This window comes from Tardiphaga sp. P9-11 (assembly GCF_008329525.1).
In the GTDB taxonomy this organism is placed as follows: Bacteria; Pseudomonadota; Alphaproteobacteria; order Rhizobiales; family Xanthobacteraceae; genus Tardiphaga.
The window spans coordinates 162,266-178,427 of sequence record NZ_NPKQ01000003.1 but is presented as its reverse complement, the minus strand read 5'-3'; the positions used below and the strand labels follow the sequence as shown (position 1 = coordinate 178,427).

The following is a 16,162-nucleotide window of genomic DNA, read 5'->3' as shown; positions in this document are numbered from 1 at the left end:
AGTCGGAACGGAAAAGGCTCGGGCAGAAACACACGCAGGAACTTGATGACCCGTATTACCCTGATGACGACCTTGTCCAACACCATGGGCTTCCTGGAGGATCACCTGAAGAGGGCGGTTCCCGGCGCGGTCGTGACCACTTGGCCGGAAGACGGTGCTTTGGACGGGGAAGTAGTGGTCTGCTGGAAGCCTCCTGCGGGCGTGATAGCCACCATGCCGAATTTGCGGTTGATCCATTCCATCGCCGCCGGCGTGGACAATGTGCTGTCCGATACGGCGCTGCCTGACGTGCCGCTCTGCCGGATCGTCGATCCCCTGCTGGGCAAGGCGATGGCCGAGTACGTGCTCTGGGGTACGTTGTATTTTCATCGCGAGTTCGATCGTGTCTCCACCAATGCCCGCAACGGTCACTGGCATCGCTACGACCAGGTTGCCGCCGCCGACAAGCGCGTCGGTATCCTTGGTCTCGGTACCCTCGGAATCCAGGCCGCCGCTCTGCTGAAATCGGTCGGGTACAAGGTCTCCGGCTGGTCTCGCTCGGCAAAACAGATTGAGGGCGTTGACGTCTTCGCGGGCGACGCCGCGCTCGACGACTTCCTGGCGCAGACCGATATCCTCGTCTGCCTGCTGCCGCTGACGCCGAGTACTGTGGGAATCCTGAATGCCGACCGCTTCGCCCGCCTACCGAAAGGGGCGGCGCTCATCCTCTGCAGCCGCGGCGAGCATCTGAACATCCCCGATCTTGTCGCATCTTTGCGTTCGGGCCATCTGCGCGGCGCGATTCTTGATGTGTTCGACAAGGAGCCGCTGCAGCCCGACAATCCGCTGTGGACAGAGCCGGGCATTCTGGTGACGCCCCATATGGCCGGATTGGCCAAGCCGCGCGTCATTGCGGACCAGATTGCCGAGAATATCCGCCGTCTCAAGGCTGGAGACGTTCTACTCAACCGCGTCGATACGACACTCGGATACTGAATGCCTGCTCCCTCATGGAGCATGCTCGGTTCTCAGACAATGCCGGCCCGATCGCGACAATGATCGGCCCGGCGACAGCAGCGGCTTGAATTTTGCAAGCTCATCCTTGCGCGTCAGTGCAACCCTGACGTTCAACCCTCTGTGTCTATCAGGAGAGCTGAATGAATCGACGTGAGTTTGCGAAATTGCTGGGTCTGAGCGTCACGGCGCTGTCGGGCATCCCGCTCGGCATCACCCGCGCCACGGGGCAGGCCAGAGGCGGTACGCTCAATACGATCATCCAGCCCGAACCGCCGATCCTGGTCACGGCGATCAATCAACAACAGCCGACCCTCACCGTAGGCGGCAAACTCTATGAGAGTCTGCTGCGTTACGATTTCGATCTCAAACCGATTCCCGGCCTTGCCAAATCCTGGGAGGTTTCGCCGGACGGGCTGACATACACGTTCAAACTTTTCCCGAACATCACGTTTCACGACGGCAAGCCGCTGAGTTCAGAAGATGTGATCTTCACCATGACCAAGGTGCTGATGGAAACCCATGCGCGCGGTCGCGTGACGTTTGCGCGCATTGCAAAAGCGGAAGCGCCCGATCCGTTGACGGTAATCTTCACGCTGAAGTCGCCCTTTGCGCCGTTTCTGACGTCGCTGGATTGCACCACGGCGCCGATCCTGCCGAAGCACATCTATGAAGGTACCGACTATCGCAAGAATCCCGCCAATGCGCAGGCAATCGGTTGCGGTCCGTTCAAGCTCAAGGAGTGGGTCAAGGGATCGCACATCCATTTTGTCCGGCACGAAGGTTACCATCGGCCGGGCGAGCCCTATCTCGACGAAATCATCTACCGCGCGATCCCCGATGGTGCATCGCGCACCGTGGCGGTCGAGCAGGGCAAGGTGCAGTTGACGCAGTGGGGCGATATCGAATTCTTCGAGGTGCCGCGGCTGTCGAAACTGCCGAACTATGAGATGTCCACCAAGGGCTACGAGTTCTTCGCCCCGCATCAATGGATCGAACTCAACAACCGCATCAAGCCGATGGACGACAAGCGTTTCCGTCAGGCGGTGATGCATGCGATCGACCGCAAAACGATGCTGCAGCGAATTTATTTCGGGCTCGGGAAACTGGCGACCGGCCCGATCTCGTCGAAGACGCGGTTCTACGACAAGAACGTCAAGACCTATGACTACTCCGTCGACAAAGCGAAGGCGCTGCTCGACGAGATGGGGCTGAAGCCGGGCGCGGACGGCAAGCGCGTCACGCTGCGCTATCTGATCTCGCCGGTCAGTGAGGCGAACACACGGGCTGCCGAATTCCTGCGCCAGTCGCTTGGGCGCGTCGGCATCGATCTGCAATTGCAGACCACCGATATCGCCGGCTGGGCGCAAAAGTTTGCCGATTGGGATTACGATATGACCGCCAACCTGGTCTATCAGTTCGGCGATCCCGCGCTCGGTGTAGCGCGCACCTACATCACATCGAATATCAAGAAGGGCATCCTGTTCTCGAACACCGCCGGCTATTCCAATCCGGAAGTTGATCGCCTGTTCGAAGAAGCAGCCGTGGCGACATCCGATGACAAGCGGCAAGAGCTTTATAGTCAGGTCCAGAGAATTCTCGTTGAGGACGTTCCAGTGGTCTGGACGTTCGAGCAGGACTATCCGAACTTCATCGACAAGCGGCTGAAGAACGTGTTGTCGACGGCGATCGGGGCGCACGAGACATTCGGGTCGGTGAGCTTCGGATGACGTTGAGCGTTTCAAATATCTTTGCTACAAAGGAAATACGATGAACAGACGTGAATTCGCGAAGCTATTGGGTTTGAGTGCGACTGCGCTATCGGGAATTCCCCTCGGCGTGACCCGCGCAGTCGGTCAGACCAAGGGCGGCACGCTCAACACAATCATCCAGCCCGAGCCACCGATCCTGGTGACGGCGCTTAACCAGCAGCAGCCGACGCTGACTCTTGGCGGGAAGATCTATGAGAGCCTGCTGCGCTACGGCTCCGATCTCAAGCCACTGCCCGGTCTCGCTGAATCCTGGACCGTCTCGCCGGACGGTCTCGTCTATACGTTCAAGCTGTTTCCGGGCATCACTTTCCATGACGGCAAGCCACTGACCTCGGAAGACGTGGTGTTCTCCGTCACGAAGGTGCTCGTCGAAACCCATGCCCGTGCACGCGGCACGTTCCTGCGCATCGACAAGGCCGAGGCGCCCGATCCGCTCACGGTTGTATTCACACTAAAGGCGCCGTTCGCGCCGTTCCTCAATTCGTTCGATTGCACGACCGCGCCGATCGTTCCGAAGCACATCTATGACGGCACCGATTTCCGCAAGAACCCTGCCAACGCTCAGGCAATCGGCTCGGGTCCGTTCAAGCTCAAGGAATGGGTCAAAGGCTCGCACGTGCATCTCGTCAAACATGAGGGCTATTACCGCAAGGGCGAGCCGCATCTCGACGAAATCATCTATCGCGTTATTCCGGACGGCGCGTCGCGCGCTGTCGCGCTTGAGCAGGGCAAGGTCCAGTTGACGCAGTGGACCGACGTCGAACTGTTCGACGTTGCACGTTTGTCGAAGCTGCCCAATGTCGAAATGACGACCAAGGGCTACGAATTCTTCGCGCCGCATTTCTGGCTTGAGTTCAATCTTCGCGTCAAGCCGATGGATGACAAGCGTTTCCGTCAGGCTGTCATGTTCGCCGTCGATCGCAAGGCGCTGCTGCAGCGCGTGTTCTTCAACCTCGGCAAGGTGGCGACCGGCCCCGTTTCGTCGAAGACGCGGTTCTACGAAAAGGATGTCAAGCAGTACGATTACTCGCTGGACAAGGCGAAAGCTCTGCTCGACGAGATGGGCTTGAAGCCCGGCGCCGACGGCAAGCGCGTCACCATCAAATTCCTGGTTCCACCTTACGGCGAAATCTGGCAGCGCTCAGCCGAGTATTTCAAGCAGTCGCTCGGTCGTGTCGGCATCGATCTGCAGCTGGAAAATCTCGATCTTGCCGGCTGGGCCGAACGCACCAGCAACTGGAATTACGAGATGACCTGTAATCTGCTTTACCAGTTCGGCGATCCGGCGCTGGGCGTGTCGCGCAGTTACATCACGGCGAATATCCGCAAGGGTATTCTGTTCTCAAATATCGCGGGCTATTCCAATCCGGAAGTAGACCGGCTATTCGAAGAAGCCGCCGTGGCGACGTCTGACGCAAAACGTCAGGAACTCTACACTGCCGTGCAGAAAATCGTCGTAGAAGAAGTCCCGATCGCATGGATGGTCGAGCAAGACTTCCCCAACTTCATCGACAAACGGTTGAAGAACGTCATCACCACCGGCATCGGTGTGCACGAGACTTTTGGAGCCGTGACGCTCGGTTGAAGCCGAAGTTACTGAAAGTCACTTGATGGCTTGGCTGTAACCGGACGTGCAAGCGTCCGGTTACAGCCACTGTCAGGCGTCAATGTTTAAAGGAAGAGGCTATGAATAGACGTGAATTCGCGAAGCTGATGGGCGTGAGCGCGGTTGCTCTCTCGGGTATCCCCCTCGGCATCACCCGTGCCGCTGGGCAGACCAAGGGCGGCACGCTGAACACGATCATTCAGCCTGAGCCTCCGATTCTCGTCACTGCGCTGAACCAGCAGCAGCCGACGCTGACCCTGGGCGGCAAGATCTATGAGAGCCTGCTGCGCTACAGCACCGACCTCAAGCCGATGCCCGGCATCGCGCAGTCCTGGGAGGTCTCGCCCGATGGCCTCACCTACACGTTCAAGCTGTTTCCGGGCATCACCTTCCACGATGGCAAGCCGCTCACCTCGGAGGATGTTGCGTTCTCCATGACCAAGATGCTGCCGGAGACGCATGCGCGTGCGCGTGCAATCTATTCGCGCATCGACAAGGCCGAGACACCCGATCCGCTCACGGTCATCTTCAAGATGAAGGCGCCGTTTGCGCCGTTCCTCACCGCGCTCGATTGCACCACCGGCCCGATCGTGCCGAAGCACATCTATGATGGTTCGGACTATCGCAAGAACCCGGCCAATGCGCAGGCGATCGGTTCGGGTCCGTTCAAGCTGAAGGAGTGGGTCAAAGGATCCCACGTCCATCTCGTCCGCCACGAAGGCTATTACCGCAAGGATGAGCCATATCTGGACGAGGTCATCTATCGCATCATTCCGGATGCCGCGTCGCGATCGTTGGCGCTGGAGCAGGGCAAGATCCAGCTCACGCAATGGAACGACATCGAGTTCTATGATGTCGCTCGCCTGTCGAAGCTACCGAACTACGAGATGACTACCAAGGGGTACGAATATTTCGCGCCGCATCAGTGGCTTGAGCTCAACAACCGCGTCAAACCAATGGACGACAAGCGGTTCCGTCAGGCCATTGCGCATGCGCTCGATCTGAAATCGATGGCGCAGCGCGTCTATTTCGGCATGCCCAAGATTGCGACCGGTCCGGTGTCGTCGAAGACGCGTTTTTATGAAAAGGATGTCAAGCGTTACGACTACTCGATCGAGAAGGCCAAAGCACTGCTCGACGAGATGGGCCTGAAGCCTGGTCCGGACGGCAAGCGCGTCACACTCAAATATCTGATCCCGCCCTATGGCGAGGTCTATCAGCGTGCCGGTGAATTCATTCGTCAGACGCTCGGCCGTGTGGGTATCGACATCCAGCTCGAGAACACCGACGTCGGCGGCTGGGCCGAGAAATTCAGTAACTGGGATTACGAGATGACCGGCAACCTGGTCTATCAGTATGGCGATCCTGCGCTGGGGGTGTCGCGCACCTATATTTCGTCCAACATCAAGAAGGGTATCCTGTTCTCGAACACCGCCGGCTATTCCAACCCAGAGGTCGATAGATTGTTCGACGAGGCCGCATCGGCAACTGATGATGCCAAGCGTCAGGAACTCTACAGTAAGGTGCAGAAGATCCTGGTCGAGGATGTGCCGGTGGTCTGGATGTTCGAGGCGGCCTATCCGACTTTTATCGACAAGCGCTTGAAGAACGTCACCTCAACCGGCGTCGGCGTGCACGAGTCCTTCAGCTCGGTGAGCTTCGGATGACCTCGGCTTCGATCAACAGCGGCGGTCGTGTTTTCGCGGTCGCCCTCGCACTCGCGGGATGGTTTGTCAAATTCGTCGCGGTCGTTCTGGTCATCGCGACCTTCAACTTCATTCTGGTGCATGCCGCACCCGGCGATCCCGCGCAGGTGATTGCCGGCCAGAGCGGCGCCTCGGACGAGAAGCTTTTGGCGCAGTTGCGCGCTGAATATGGGCTCGACAAGCCCTATCCGATTCAGCTCGCCAACTATCTGAAGCGCGTCGTGACGCTCGACCTCGGCTACTCCTATCGGCAGCAGCGGACCGTGGCATCGCTCATTCTCGAGCGACTACCCGCGACACTGTTGCTGACGGCGACGGCTTTCACTCTCGCGCTTCTGTCGGGCATCATCCTCGGCACGCTGGCCGGGGTTCGTGCTGGCAAGTGGTCAGATACGTTGCTGACGATCGTGTCGCTGCTCCTGTATGCGACGCCGGTGTTCTGGCTTGGCCTGATGCTGGTGTTGCTGTTCTCGGTGCAGCTCGATTGGTTGCCGGCCTTCGGCTACGTCACGATCGGCGTGCCGATGACGACACTGCAGCGCATGGGCGATATCGGGATGCATCTGATTCTGCCGGCGGTGTCGCTCGCAGCGGTGTATCTCGCGATCTACACACGCCTGATGCGCTCCTCGGTGCTCGACGTCACCCACCAGGACTTTATCAAGACCGCTAAGGCCAAGGGCCTGAAACAGGGCCGCATCATCATTCGCCATATCTTGCGCAATGCGATGCTGCCAATCGTCACCGTCGCCGGCATGCAGGCCGGCGCGCTGGTCGGTGGCGCGGTGGTGATCGAAACCGTGTTCGCCTGGCCGGGTCTTGGCCGTCTGATCTATGACGCGCTGCTGCAGCGCGACTATCCGGTGTTGCTCGGCGTATTCCTGGTGATGTCGGTGATCGTGATCGCGCTCAATCTTCTCACTGATGCAATCTACCGGGTGATCGATCCGCGCGTCTCTGTGCGCGCGGCATCGTGAACGGGATTATATGATGTCTACACTCAAATCGTTTCTCCGCCATCCCACCGGGATGATTGGCCTCATCGTCCTCCTCACGGTGGTCATCCTCGCGGTGACGGCTCCATGGCTGTTCCCCGATGATCCCTGGGACATGGTCGGCGCGCCGTTCCAGCCACCGCTCAGCGAAGGGCTCTGGCTCGGCTCCGATATGCTTGGCCGTGACGTGGCCGCCGGCATCGCGCATGGCGCCCGCATTTCGCTGATCATTGGCGTCATCTCGACGCTGACCTCGCTGGTCATCGGCGTCACGATCGGCGCCATCGCCGGTTACTTCGGCGGCAAGGTCGACGAGGTGATGATGCGCATCACCGAGCTGTTTCAGACCATTCCGGGCTTCATTCTCGCAATCCTTCTGGTCGCGACCATCGGGCCAAAAATCTCCAATATCATCTTCGCCATCGGCATCGTCAGCTGGCCGCCGCTGGCGCGCCTGACCCGCGCGGAGTTCATGCGGCTACGCGGACGTGAATTCGTTCAGGCTGCGGTGTGCCAGGGCCAGCATCCGCTAACCGTGGTGCTGCGCCGTATCCTGCCGAACGCGATCTCGCCGATCATCGTCACCGGATCGCTTGCAGTCGCAAGCGCCATCCTGATCGAAAGTGCATTGAGCTTCATGGGTCTCGGCGATCCCAATCTGATGTCATGGGGCTTCATGATCGGTGCCGCGCGCACCGTGATCCGTCAGGCATGGTGGATGAGCGTGTTTCCTGGCCTCGCCATCCTGCTCACCGTGCTCGCCATCAATCTTGTGGGTGAAGGTCTCAACGACACGCTGAACCCCCGTATCTCACGCAAGCGATAGTATCCATGACCGATAAAACATTGCTTGCCATCGAGAACGTCTCCATCAGCCTGCCACCCGGCGCCGATCGACCTTTCGCCATCGAAAGCGTATCGCTCACCGTCAACCGCAACGAGATCGTCTGTCTGGTCGGCGAGTCCGGCTCCGGAAAGTCGATGACCGCGCATGCGATCCTGCGATTGCTGCCCGACCGTACGGGTGTCGCCCAAGGCAGCATCAGCTTCAACGGCAACGATATCGCCAAGGCCGATGAGCCGACGATGCGCCGCCTGCGCGGCGGCGCCATCTCAATGATTTTCCAGGAGCCGCTCAGCGCGCTCAATCCGCTCGCCCGTGTCGGCCAGCAGATTGCGGAATCGATCATCACGCATACCAAGCCGACGCCGTCCAAGGAGGCGGTGGACGCGCGCGTGCAGGAGCTCATCCGGGACGTCGGTTTGCCGGATCCGGTGGCGCTTGCGCGTAGTTTCCCGTTCCAGCTTTCGGGCGGCCAGCGCCAGCGCATCATGATCGCCATGGCGATGGCCAACAATCCGGCGCTGCTTCTTGCCGACGAGCCGACCACCGCGCTCGACGTGACCACGCAGAAGCAGATTCTCGCGCTGGTGAAGAAGCTCCAGTCGGAGCGCGGCATGGGCGTGCTGCTGATCACCCACGATTTCGGCGTCGTTGCCGACGTCGCCGATCGCGTCGTGGTCATGCGCAACGGCCGCGTGGTCGAGCAGGGGACCGTCGATGAGGTGCTGCGCAATCCGAAAGACGATTACACCAAGAGCCTGATCGCTGCCGTCCCCGGTTCGCGCTCGCTGACCAAAACAGATCGCAGGATCACCGGCGAGCCGTTGCTCGACGCCGTCGGTTTGAATAAGACCTTCATTACCAAGCAAGGCATGTTCCTGCCGCCGCGTCGCACCGATGCCGTGCAGAACATCTCGCTCGGCCTCAAGGCGCGCGAGACGGTAGCCATCGTCGGCGAGTCCGGTTCGGGCAAGTCCACGCTGGGACGTCTGATCATGCGGTTGATCGAGCCAGATACGGGTTCCGTGCATTTCGATGGCAAGGATCTGTTGTCACAGCGTGGCGAGAAATTGCGCCAGATGCGCCGCAAGATTCAGATCGTGTTCCAGGATCCCTTCGCGGCGCTGGATCCGCGGCAGAAGGTCGGCGACGCCATTGCCGGTGGCCCGATTGCTTATGGCACGCCTTCGAAGGAAGCGATGGCCGATGCCAAGCGTCTGCTGGCCCGTGTTGGTCTGCAGGAGAGTGCGGCCAACCGCTATCCGCATGAATTCTCTGGCGGTCAGCGGCAGCGCATCTGTATCGCGCGTGCGCTGGCTCTGAAGCCTTCGGTGCTGGTGGCGGACGAAGCAGTCTCGGCGCTCGACGTGTCGGTGCAGGCGCAAGTGCTGCAGCTTCTCGCCGAACTGCGCGAGGAGATGAACCTGGCGATGATCTTCATTACCCATGACTTGCGCGTCGCCGCTGAAATCGCCGACCGCATCGTTGTGATGCGGCGCGGTGAGATCGTCGAACAGGGCGAAACGCAGAAGATCTTCCAGAACCCGAGCGATGCCTATACGCGCGCGCTGCTGGATGCGATTCCCGGTCGCACGATGTTCGCCGGGCCGGGCGCCAAGCAGGCGGAAGTCGCTTCCGCATAAAAAGAGCCCGCCAGACGTTATGTCTGGCGGGCTTCGTAATTCTGCCGGATCAATCCAGTTTGACGTTGGCCTCGGTGACGACCTTGCGCCAGCGCGCCACCTCGGCCGACACCATCTTGCCGAAGTCGGCGCCGGCCACATCAGGCACGTCGGAGCCATTGCGTTCCCACGCTTCCTTGATTGCCGGCACCTGCAATGCCGCCTTCAATTCCTTCGCCATGCGCTCGACCACGTCGGGCGGCGTGCCCTTGGGCGCGAACAGCCCGTACCAGGTGGCAACTTCGTAATTTGGCAAACCGGCTTCAGCCGCCGTCGGCAGATCGGGGAAGGCTGCCACGCGCTTCGGAGCGGCAATCGCCAGCGCGCGGAGTTGCCCGGCGCGGATCGGCGCCGCCGATGAGCCGAGGCCGTCAAACACCACGGGCACGTGACCCGCGATCAGATCCTGCATGGCCGGGCCCGCGCCGCGGTAGGGCACGTGCTGGATCTTGGTCTGGGTTAGGATCTTGAACAACTCGCCGGCCAGATGATGCGTGGTGCCGGCCCCGGCCGAACCATAGGACAGCTTGTCCGGATTGGCCTTGGCATAGGCGATAAACTCACCGAGCGTCTTGGCCGAGACCTTGTCGGGATTGACCACGATGACTTGCGGTGGCCGCGCGATCAGCGCCACCGGGATGAAGTCTTTCTCGATATCGTAGTCAAGGGTGGGATAGAGCGACGGCGCAATCGCGTGATGCGCGGCGCCCATGAAGAAGGTGTAGCCGTCGGGCGCCGCCTTGGCCGCTGCCGAAGCGCCGACCGTGCCGCCGGCACCGGCGCGGTTCTCGATGATCACGCGCTTGCCAAGCTGTGTGTCGAGCTGCGCCGCCAGAGGGCGTGCAAAGGCATCGGTGCCTCCGCCGGCTGCGAAGGGAACGATAAAGGTAACTTGTTTCTGCGGCCACTGGGCGTGCGCGGTCGTGATGGCAGAACAGCTCGCCATAACGGCAAGCAACGCAACGTGAACGGCTTTGATCCGCACGGAATCCTCCCGATTTTGGTGCGTCGTTGGCGACGCTTGGCCTTATGTTCGGCGAGATATCGCGCGGATGCAAGGTATCCGGCGCCGGCACTACTCACACTATAGTCGGTATGGTCCCGCGAATGGAACCGGGCAAGCCCACCGGTTGAGGCGTTTCGCCGCTGGCGATGCCCGCGGCTAGGCGCCGGCGGCCGCTTTCTCCGCTGCGATCATCTCGATATGCGGAACCGCGTCCACGAGTTCGCGGGTGTAGTCGGTCTGCGGATTGTCGAACAGCTGATGGCTTTCACCCTGCTCGACGATGGCGCCGTTGCGCAGCACGATGGTGCGCTGGCACATCATGCGGACGACGTTGAGGTCGTGGCTGACGAACAGGAAAGAGAGATTATCCTCGCGCCGAAGCCGCTCAAGCAGTTGCAGCACCACGGCCTGTACCGAGACATCGAGGGCTGCCGTTGGCTCGTCCAGCACCAGCAGCTTAGGCCGGCACGCGATTGCACGGGCGATGCCGATGCGAGCCTTCTGGCCGCCGGAGAGCTGGTGCGGAAAGCGCTCCAGCAGGTCCGCGGGCAGGCCGACGCGATGCGCACATTCGGCGACGCGCTGGCGCAGTGCGGAACCGTTGCTCATCCCAAGCAGCCGTATCAGGGGATGCGCGATGCAATCGAAGGCGTTGAAACGCGGATTGAGACTGTCGTTCGGATCCTGGAAAACGATCTGGATCTCGCGGCGCTGTGGCGCACGGTGGAAGTCGCGCGCGGGAACATGGCTGATCGACTGACCGTTGAAATTGATGGTGCCTTCGGTCTGGTCGAGCAGCCGGCAGATCATCCGCGAGGTTGTGCTCTTGCCGGAGCCGGACTCGCCGACCAGGCCGACGCTTTCGCCGGGCGCGATGGACATCGAGAAATTCGCAACGCCGACGGTGCCGTCGTCGAAACGTTTCACGAGATCGAGTACTTCCAGCAGCGGCGGGGTGCCATGCTTGGGTTTCGGCGGCGGCGCCACGGGCACCAGCAGCTTCTCGTCGTCGGTCACAAGATCCTCGACCCGCGAAGTCGCGGTCGGCGATGCTGCGACGAGGCGCTTGGTGTAGGGATGCTGCGGTGAGCGGAATAGCGTCAGCGCGTCGGCTTCCTCAACCAGTTTGCCCTGTTCCATCACCACGACGCGGCGGCAATAGCGCGCGGCAAGGCCGAGGTCGTGGGTAATCAGGATTGTCGCCATGCCCCGCTCGGCGGCGATACTGGCGAGGAGATCCATCACCACCTTCTGCGTGGTGACGTCGAGGCCTGTGGTCGGCTCATCCGCGATCAGCAGCGCCGGATTACTGGAGATCGCCATCGCGATCATCACGCGCTGACACATGCCGCCCGAGAGCTCGTGCGGATAGGCGTTCATGCGCTTTTCGGGATCGCGGATCTTCACCGCGCGCAGCAATTCGAGCGATTCTGCGCGGGCTTCCGAAGCAGATATCTTGCGATGCGCCAGAATAGCATCGGCGATCTGCTGGCCGATGGCACGGATCGGGTTGAGCGCGCCGCGCGGATTCTGGAAGATCATCGCCATCGCCGAGCCGTGCATCTCACGCAGGCTGGCGCTGGTCATTTTGGTGATATCGCGATCCCGGAATGAGATGCGCCCGCCGGAGATTTTGCCCGAGGCATCCAGCAGGCGCGTCATCGCAAAACCGGTCACCGATTTGCCGGAGCCGCTTTCGCCAACGATACCGAGCGTCTCGCCTTCGGCAAGCGACAGCGAGATGCCGCGCACGGCCTCGACCGGGCCGCGGCGTGTCGAGAAGGTGACCTGCAAATTTTCGATATCGAGCAGCGGTTTTGGTGTCGTCATCACGTTCGCTGTCTCGGATCAAGAATATCACGTAGCCCGTCGCCGAGCAGATTGAAGCAGAGCACGGCGAGCATCAGCGCCAGGCCGGGAAAGGCTACAAGCCACCATTTGCCAGTGGAGATGAAGCGCGCGCCTTCCGCGACCATAATGCCCCATTCCGGCGTCGGAGGTTTGACGCCGAGGCCGATGAAGGAGAGGCCGGCGGCATTGATGATCGCCCAGCCGAGATTGAGCGACATCTGCACCACCATCGCCGGCAGCACGTTCGGCAGCAGAAAGCGCAGCACCACGGAGACATGGCTGTCGCCGCAGGCGCGTGCGGCCTCAACCCACCCGAGGTTGCGGCGGACATTCACTTCGGCGCGTGCAAAGCGGATGTAGAATGGCAGGTTGATGATCGCGGTAGCGATGACGATGTTCTCCACGCGGTTGCCGAGTGCGGCGACCATCGCCATGGCCAGCACGAACAGCGGGAACGCCATCAGCACATCGACGAAGCGGCCGACAGCGCGATCGAGCTTGCCGCCGGAATAGCCGCACAGCGCGCCGATGACGGCGCCCAGCGCGAAGGAGATGCCGACCGCAGAGACGGCAATCGCGAGGTCGAGTTGCGCGGCGACGATGATGCGGCTGAAGACGTCGCGGCCGAGCTGGTCGGTGCCTGCCCAATGCGCAGCACTCGGCGGCATCAGGGCGTTCTGCACATTCGATGCGATAGGATCGTAGGGTACGATCCACGGGCCGAAGATGCCGACGAAGATCAGAAGTGATGCGCCGATGGCGGCGATACCGGTGATGGGATTGCCGCGCAGGATGAAGGCGGCGTGTTGAAGTGTTGCGCTGCTCATCCGATGGAAATCCTGGGATCGGCGATGCCATAGAGCACATCGACGACGAGATTGACGATAACGAAGACCGACGCCATCAGCAGCACAAAGCCCTGTACCGGCGCATAGTCCGACGACAGCAGAGCGTCGAGCGCGTAGGAGGCGACGCCGGGCCAGGAGAACACTTTCTCCACCAGTACATTGGCGCCGAGCATGGTCGAAAACACGATACCGGCGATGGTGATGACCGGCAGGATGGCGTTGCGCAGCGCATAGGTGACGATGATGCGCCACCATGACAGGCCGACAGAACGCGCGGTGCGGACGAAATCGCTGCCGAGCGAGGCCAGCATCGAGGCGCGAGTGATACGCGCCAATGGCGCGATCACGAACAGCGCCATGGTGCAGGCTGGCAGGATCAACTGTTTGAACGCGGCCCACCAGCCGTCGAAATCGCCAGCGAGTGCAAAGTCGATCAGCAGGAACCCGGTATGCGCTGGTGGCAGCGTGGTGAAGATATCGACGCGCCCGGTCGGATCGGGCGACACGCCGAACAGATAATAGAAGATATAGATCAGTAATAGTCCCGACACGAAGGTCGGGACGCAGACCCCGAGGGCGCAGAATAGCCTCACGCCGTGATCGACAAGCGAGCCTGGTTTAAGCGCTGCAAGGACACCCAGCGGGATTGCGAGAACAAGTGCGATCAGAAGTGCCGAGAAGGTCAGTTCGAGGGAGGCGGGCAGGCGCTCACGCAAGTCCTTGGTAACGTTCTGGCCCGTCATCAGCGAACGGCCAAGATTGCCGCGGCCAACGTCATACAGATACAGGAACAATTGCTGCGGTACTGGCTTGTCGAGACCCATCTGCTTACGGATGGTCTCGATCTCTTCCTTGCCGGAATTGGGTCCCGAGGCAAAGAACACGGCGGGATCGCCCGGCAAGACGCGCATCAGCAGGAAGGTGAAGATCAGCACACCGAACAGCGCAGGCAAGGAGGATGCGAAGCGTCGCGCTGCACGGATGGCCGTTGCGCCCAGTGTCGTCATGATCGGTTACTCGTAGTCATGGGCAGCTCGCTACGGCTAAACTCGCAAGCTGGGTAGATCCGAAGCGCCACAGAATGGCGCTCCGGGATTTGCTCGCATGGTGCTCGGACAATCACTTCCGGCTGAGGTCGCGGTAATCGACCTGGCGATGGAACTGATAGGTGTATCCCGTCAGGTTCGAGGCCATGACCGCGTCCTGGCTCGGCTGCCATAGCGGAATCTGGGGCATCAAGTCGAAGTTCATCGCGTTCAGTACCTTGCCGTCGGCTTCGTACTTAGCCTTGTCAGCCTCGAAACGAGCCTTCTGCGCGACCGCGGTCAGCTCGGCATTGTCTATCGACGAGTAGTTCCAGCGCTGATTGCCGGTATAGAAATTGCGGTAGAAGTAGTCGGTCGATGGCAGCCAAGCAACGATGCCTTCGGTGAAGAAGGGTAGCTTCTTTTCGGTGATCTGGGTCGACATCTGTGCGTCCGGCAGCTTCTGGATATCGACCTTGATGCCGATCTTGGCGAGCGATTCCTTCAGCAGCGCAGCCATCGGCTCAGCCGTTGCCGACTGGCCCACATTGAAGCTGAACGTGGTTGAGAAACCGTCCGGATAGCCTGCGGCCTTCAGATAGGCCTTGGCTTTTTCAAGGTCGAGCTTGATCGGCTGCTTGATCGGGAATGCACCGCTCGGTGGCTTGCCGTCGGCCCAGGTCGCGCCGGCCAGCAAATCACCGCGGCTGAACAGTGCCGCCTTGAACATATCGTCATAAGGTAGCGCATAGGCCACGGCGCGACGCACGTCCGGCTTGTCGAAGGGCGGCATCTGGTTGTTCATCGAGATGAAGGTGATGGCGTTATATTGCGGCGTCGAGATCACCTGCAGCTTGCCCTTGGCCTCTAACGCCTGCGCATCGCTTGCCTGCAAATCGATGACGATATCGGCGTCACCCTTCTCGACCAGATTGGCGCGCGTTGCGGGCTCCGGCACCGACTGGATGATCAGGCGCTTGAAGAAGGCCTGCTTGTCGCCGGCGGCACGATTCCAGGCATCGTTGCGCTTGAGGATGACCTGCTCGCCGGGCTTGAAGGTCTCGACGATATAGGCGCCAGATCCGGCGGTGTTTTCCTTGAGCCAGGCCTGTGCCCACGGATCTTCCTCGGTGGCGTGGGCCTTGGCGAGTTTCGAGTTGATGATGATCGGATAGACGGTTGCGAGATTTGGCAGCGCCAGTTTGTCGGGCTGCGGCAATGTCACTTCGAACGTCAGGGGATCGATCACCTTGAACTGGCTGGCATCGGTGAGCGAACCGGTCAGCAACTGTGCCTTTCCAAGAATCTTGGCGGTGACGGCGCGGTCGAGCGACCACTTCACGTCCTCGGCCGTGACCGGCGAGCCGTCCTGGAATTTCGCGTCCTTGCGCAGCTTGAAGGTGATCTTCAAACCGTCGGGGCTGACGTCGAAAGATTCTGCGAGTTCGCCGCGGATGGTGTCGAGATCGAACACCCATTTGCCATTGAGCTGCTTGCGGCCGAACGAGACGAGACGGTCATAGGTCGAAAGGCTGACGGCGAAAGCTTCGCGGGTCGAGCCGGGAATGTTGGGATCGAGCGTGTTGACGGCGGCGCCGGTCACGTAGCGCAGGGTTTCGGCGCGGGTTTGCGCATTGGCAGGAACGGCGGCAGTGAAAAATGCCAGCGCTGCGGCGGCGCCGAGCATCTGCTTGGAATACATCAGTCCCATAACCCTATCCTCTGAATTCGACGGAAACTCTGAATGGACTCGTCAGTGCCGAGGCTGTCGAGCAACCCGTCCATTGAAGCAAGGAACGCGCCAAACGACGATCGAAGGTATCAAACGGGAGGA

12 protein-coding genes are annotated in these 16,162 nt (G+C 60.7%); 7 read left to right on the top strand and 5 right to left on the bottom strand.

What is annotated here, in order from left to right:
* The first annotated feature begins 45 nt into the window (after positions 1 to 45).
* From CIW50_RS13530 to CIW50_RS13500, 7 genes are all read left to right on the top strand, one after another.
* Positions 46 to 975 (top strand): 2-hydroxyacid dehydrogenase, encoded by a 930-nt coding sequence (locus CIW50_RS13530; protein ID WP_149531771.1) that lies wholly within the window; start codon positions 46 to 48, stop codon positions 973 to 975.
* Positions 976 to 1,136: 161 nt separating this feature from the next.
* A complete protein-coding gene (locus tag CIW50_RS13525) occupies positions 1,137 to 2,723 on the top strand; it encodes an ABC transporter substrate-binding protein (RefSeq protein ID WP_149531770.1) in 1,587 nt (528 codons plus the stop codon).
* Between the two features lie 40 nt (positions 2,724 to 2,763).
* A complete protein-coding gene (locus CIW50_RS13520) occupies positions 2,764 to 4,350 on the top strand; it encodes an ABC transporter substrate-binding protein (RefSeq protein WP_149531769.1) in 1,587 nt (528 codons plus the stop codon).
* 101 nt (positions 4,351 to 4,451) lie between these two features.
* Entirely contained in the window at positions 4,452 to 6,038 is a 1,587-nt protein-coding gene (locus CIW50_RS13515; RefSeq protein ID WP_149531768.1) for an ABC transporter substrate-binding protein, read from the top strand.
* On the top strand, positions 6,035 to 7,054 hold the full coding sequence (locus tag CIW50_RS13510) for an ABC transporter permease (RefSeq protein WP_149531767.1): 1,020 nt from the start codon (positions 6,035 to 6,037) through the stop codon (positions 7,052 to 7,054). The genes CIW50_RS13515 and CIW50_RS13510 overlap by 4 nt, the downstream gene beginning before the upstream one ends.
* A gap of 13 nt (positions 7,055 to 7,067) precedes the next feature.
* Complete coding sequence (locus CIW50_RS13505; RefSeq protein WP_149531766.1) at positions 7,068 to 7,898, top strand: ABC transporter permease; 831 nt, start codon at positions 7,068 to 7,070, stop codon at positions 7,896 to 7,898.
* A 5-nt stretch (positions 7,899 to 7,903) separates the two neighbouring features.
* Positions 7,904 to 9,559, top strand: coding sequence for a dipeptide ABC transporter ATP-binding protein (locus CIW50_RS13500; protein WP_149531765.1), 1,656 nt, complete (start codon positions 7,904 to 7,906; stop codon positions 9,557 to 9,559).
* Positions 9,560 to 9,608: 49 nt separating this feature from the next.
* On the opposite strand, the gene CIW50_RS13495 is transcribed toward CIW50_RS13500, so the two are convergent.
* The 5 genes from CIW50_RS13495 to CIW50_RS13475 all read right to left on the bottom strand — a co-directional run bounded on the left by CIW50_RS13495 (position 9,609) and on the right by CIW50_RS13475 (position 16,039).
* On the bottom strand, positions 9,609 to 10,583 hold the full coding sequence (locus tag CIW50_RS13495) for a Bug family tripartite tricarboxylate transporter substrate binding protein (RefSeq protein ID WP_246664266.1): 975 nt from the start codon (positions 10,581 to 10,583) through the stop codon (positions 9,609 to 9,611).
* A gap of 177 nt (positions 10,584 to 10,760) precedes the next feature.
* Positions 10,761 to 12,434, bottom strand: a complete 1,674-nt coding sequence (gene nikE / locus CIW50_RS13490) for a nickel ABC transporter ATP-binding protein NikE (RefSeq protein ID WP_149531764.1) — start codon at positions 12,432 to 12,434, stop codon at positions 10,761 to 10,763.
* Positions 12,434 to 13,282: an ABC transporter permease gene (locus tag CIW50_RS13485; protein ID WP_089268018.1), complete on the bottom strand. Its 849-nt coding sequence runs from the start codon at positions 13,280 to 13,282 to the stop codon at positions 12,434 to 12,436. The genes nikE and CIW50_RS13485 overlap by 1 nt, the downstream gene beginning before the upstream one ends.
* Positions 13,279 to 14,310 carry an ABC transporter permease gene (locus CIW50_RS13480; protein WP_170849808.1) on the bottom strand — a complete coding sequence of 344 codons (1,032 nt, stop codon included), beginning with the start codon at positions 14,308 to 14,310 and terminating at the stop codon, positions 13,279 to 13,281. The genes CIW50_RS13485 and CIW50_RS13480 overlap by 4 nt, the downstream gene beginning before the upstream one ends.
* A gap of 112 nt (positions 14,311 to 14,422) precedes the next feature.
* Complete coding sequence (locus CIW50_RS13475; protein WP_149531763.1) at positions 14,423 to 16,039, bottom strand: ABC transporter substrate-binding protein; 1,617 nt, start codon at positions 16,037 to 16,039, stop codon at positions 14,423 to 14,425.
* Positions 16,040 to 16,162 lie beyond the last annotated feature (123 nt).

Coding starts and splice junctions, on each gene's coding strand:
- CIW50_RS13530 (WP_149531771.1), top strand. CDS start 46: ATGACCCGTATTACCCTGATGACGACCTTGTCCAACACCATGGGCTTC.
- CIW50_RS13525 (WP_149531770.1), top strand. CDS start 1,137: ATGAATCGACGTGAGTTTGCGAAATTGCTGGGTCTGAGCGTCACGGCG.
- CIW50_RS13520 (WP_149531769.1), top strand. CDS start 2,764: ATGAACAGACGTGAATTCGCGAAGCTATTGGGTTTGAGTGCGACTGCG.
- CIW50_RS13515 (WP_149531768.1), top strand. CDS start 4,452: ATGAATAGACGTGAATTCGCGAAGCTGATGGGCGTGAGCGCGGTTGCT.
- CIW50_RS13510 (WP_149531767.1), top strand. CDS start 6,035: ATGACCTCGGCTTCGATCAACAGCGGCGGTCGTGTTTTCGCGGTCGCC.
- CIW50_RS13505 (WP_149531766.1), top strand. CDS start 7,068: ATGTCTACACTCAAATCGTTTCTCCGCCATCCCACCGGGATGATTGGC.
- CIW50_RS13500 (WP_149531765.1), top strand. CDS start 7,904: ATGACCGATAAAACATTGCTTGCCATCGAGAACGTCTCCATCAGCCTG.
- nikE (WP_149531764.1), bottom strand. CDS start 12,434: ATGACGACACCAAAACCGCTGCTCGATATCGAAAATTTGCAGGTCACC.
- CIW50_RS13485 (WP_089268018.1), bottom strand. CDS start 13,282: ATGAGCAGCGCAACACTTCAACACGCCGCCTTCATCCTGCGCGGCAAT.
- CIW50_RS13480 (WP_170849808.1), bottom strand. CDS start 14,310: ATGACGACACTGGGCGCAACGGCCATCCGTGCAGCGCGACGCTTCGCA.
- CIW50_RS13475 (WP_149531763.1), bottom strand. CDS start 16,039: ATGGGACTGATGTATTCCAAGCAGATGCTCGGCGCCGCCGCAGCGCTG.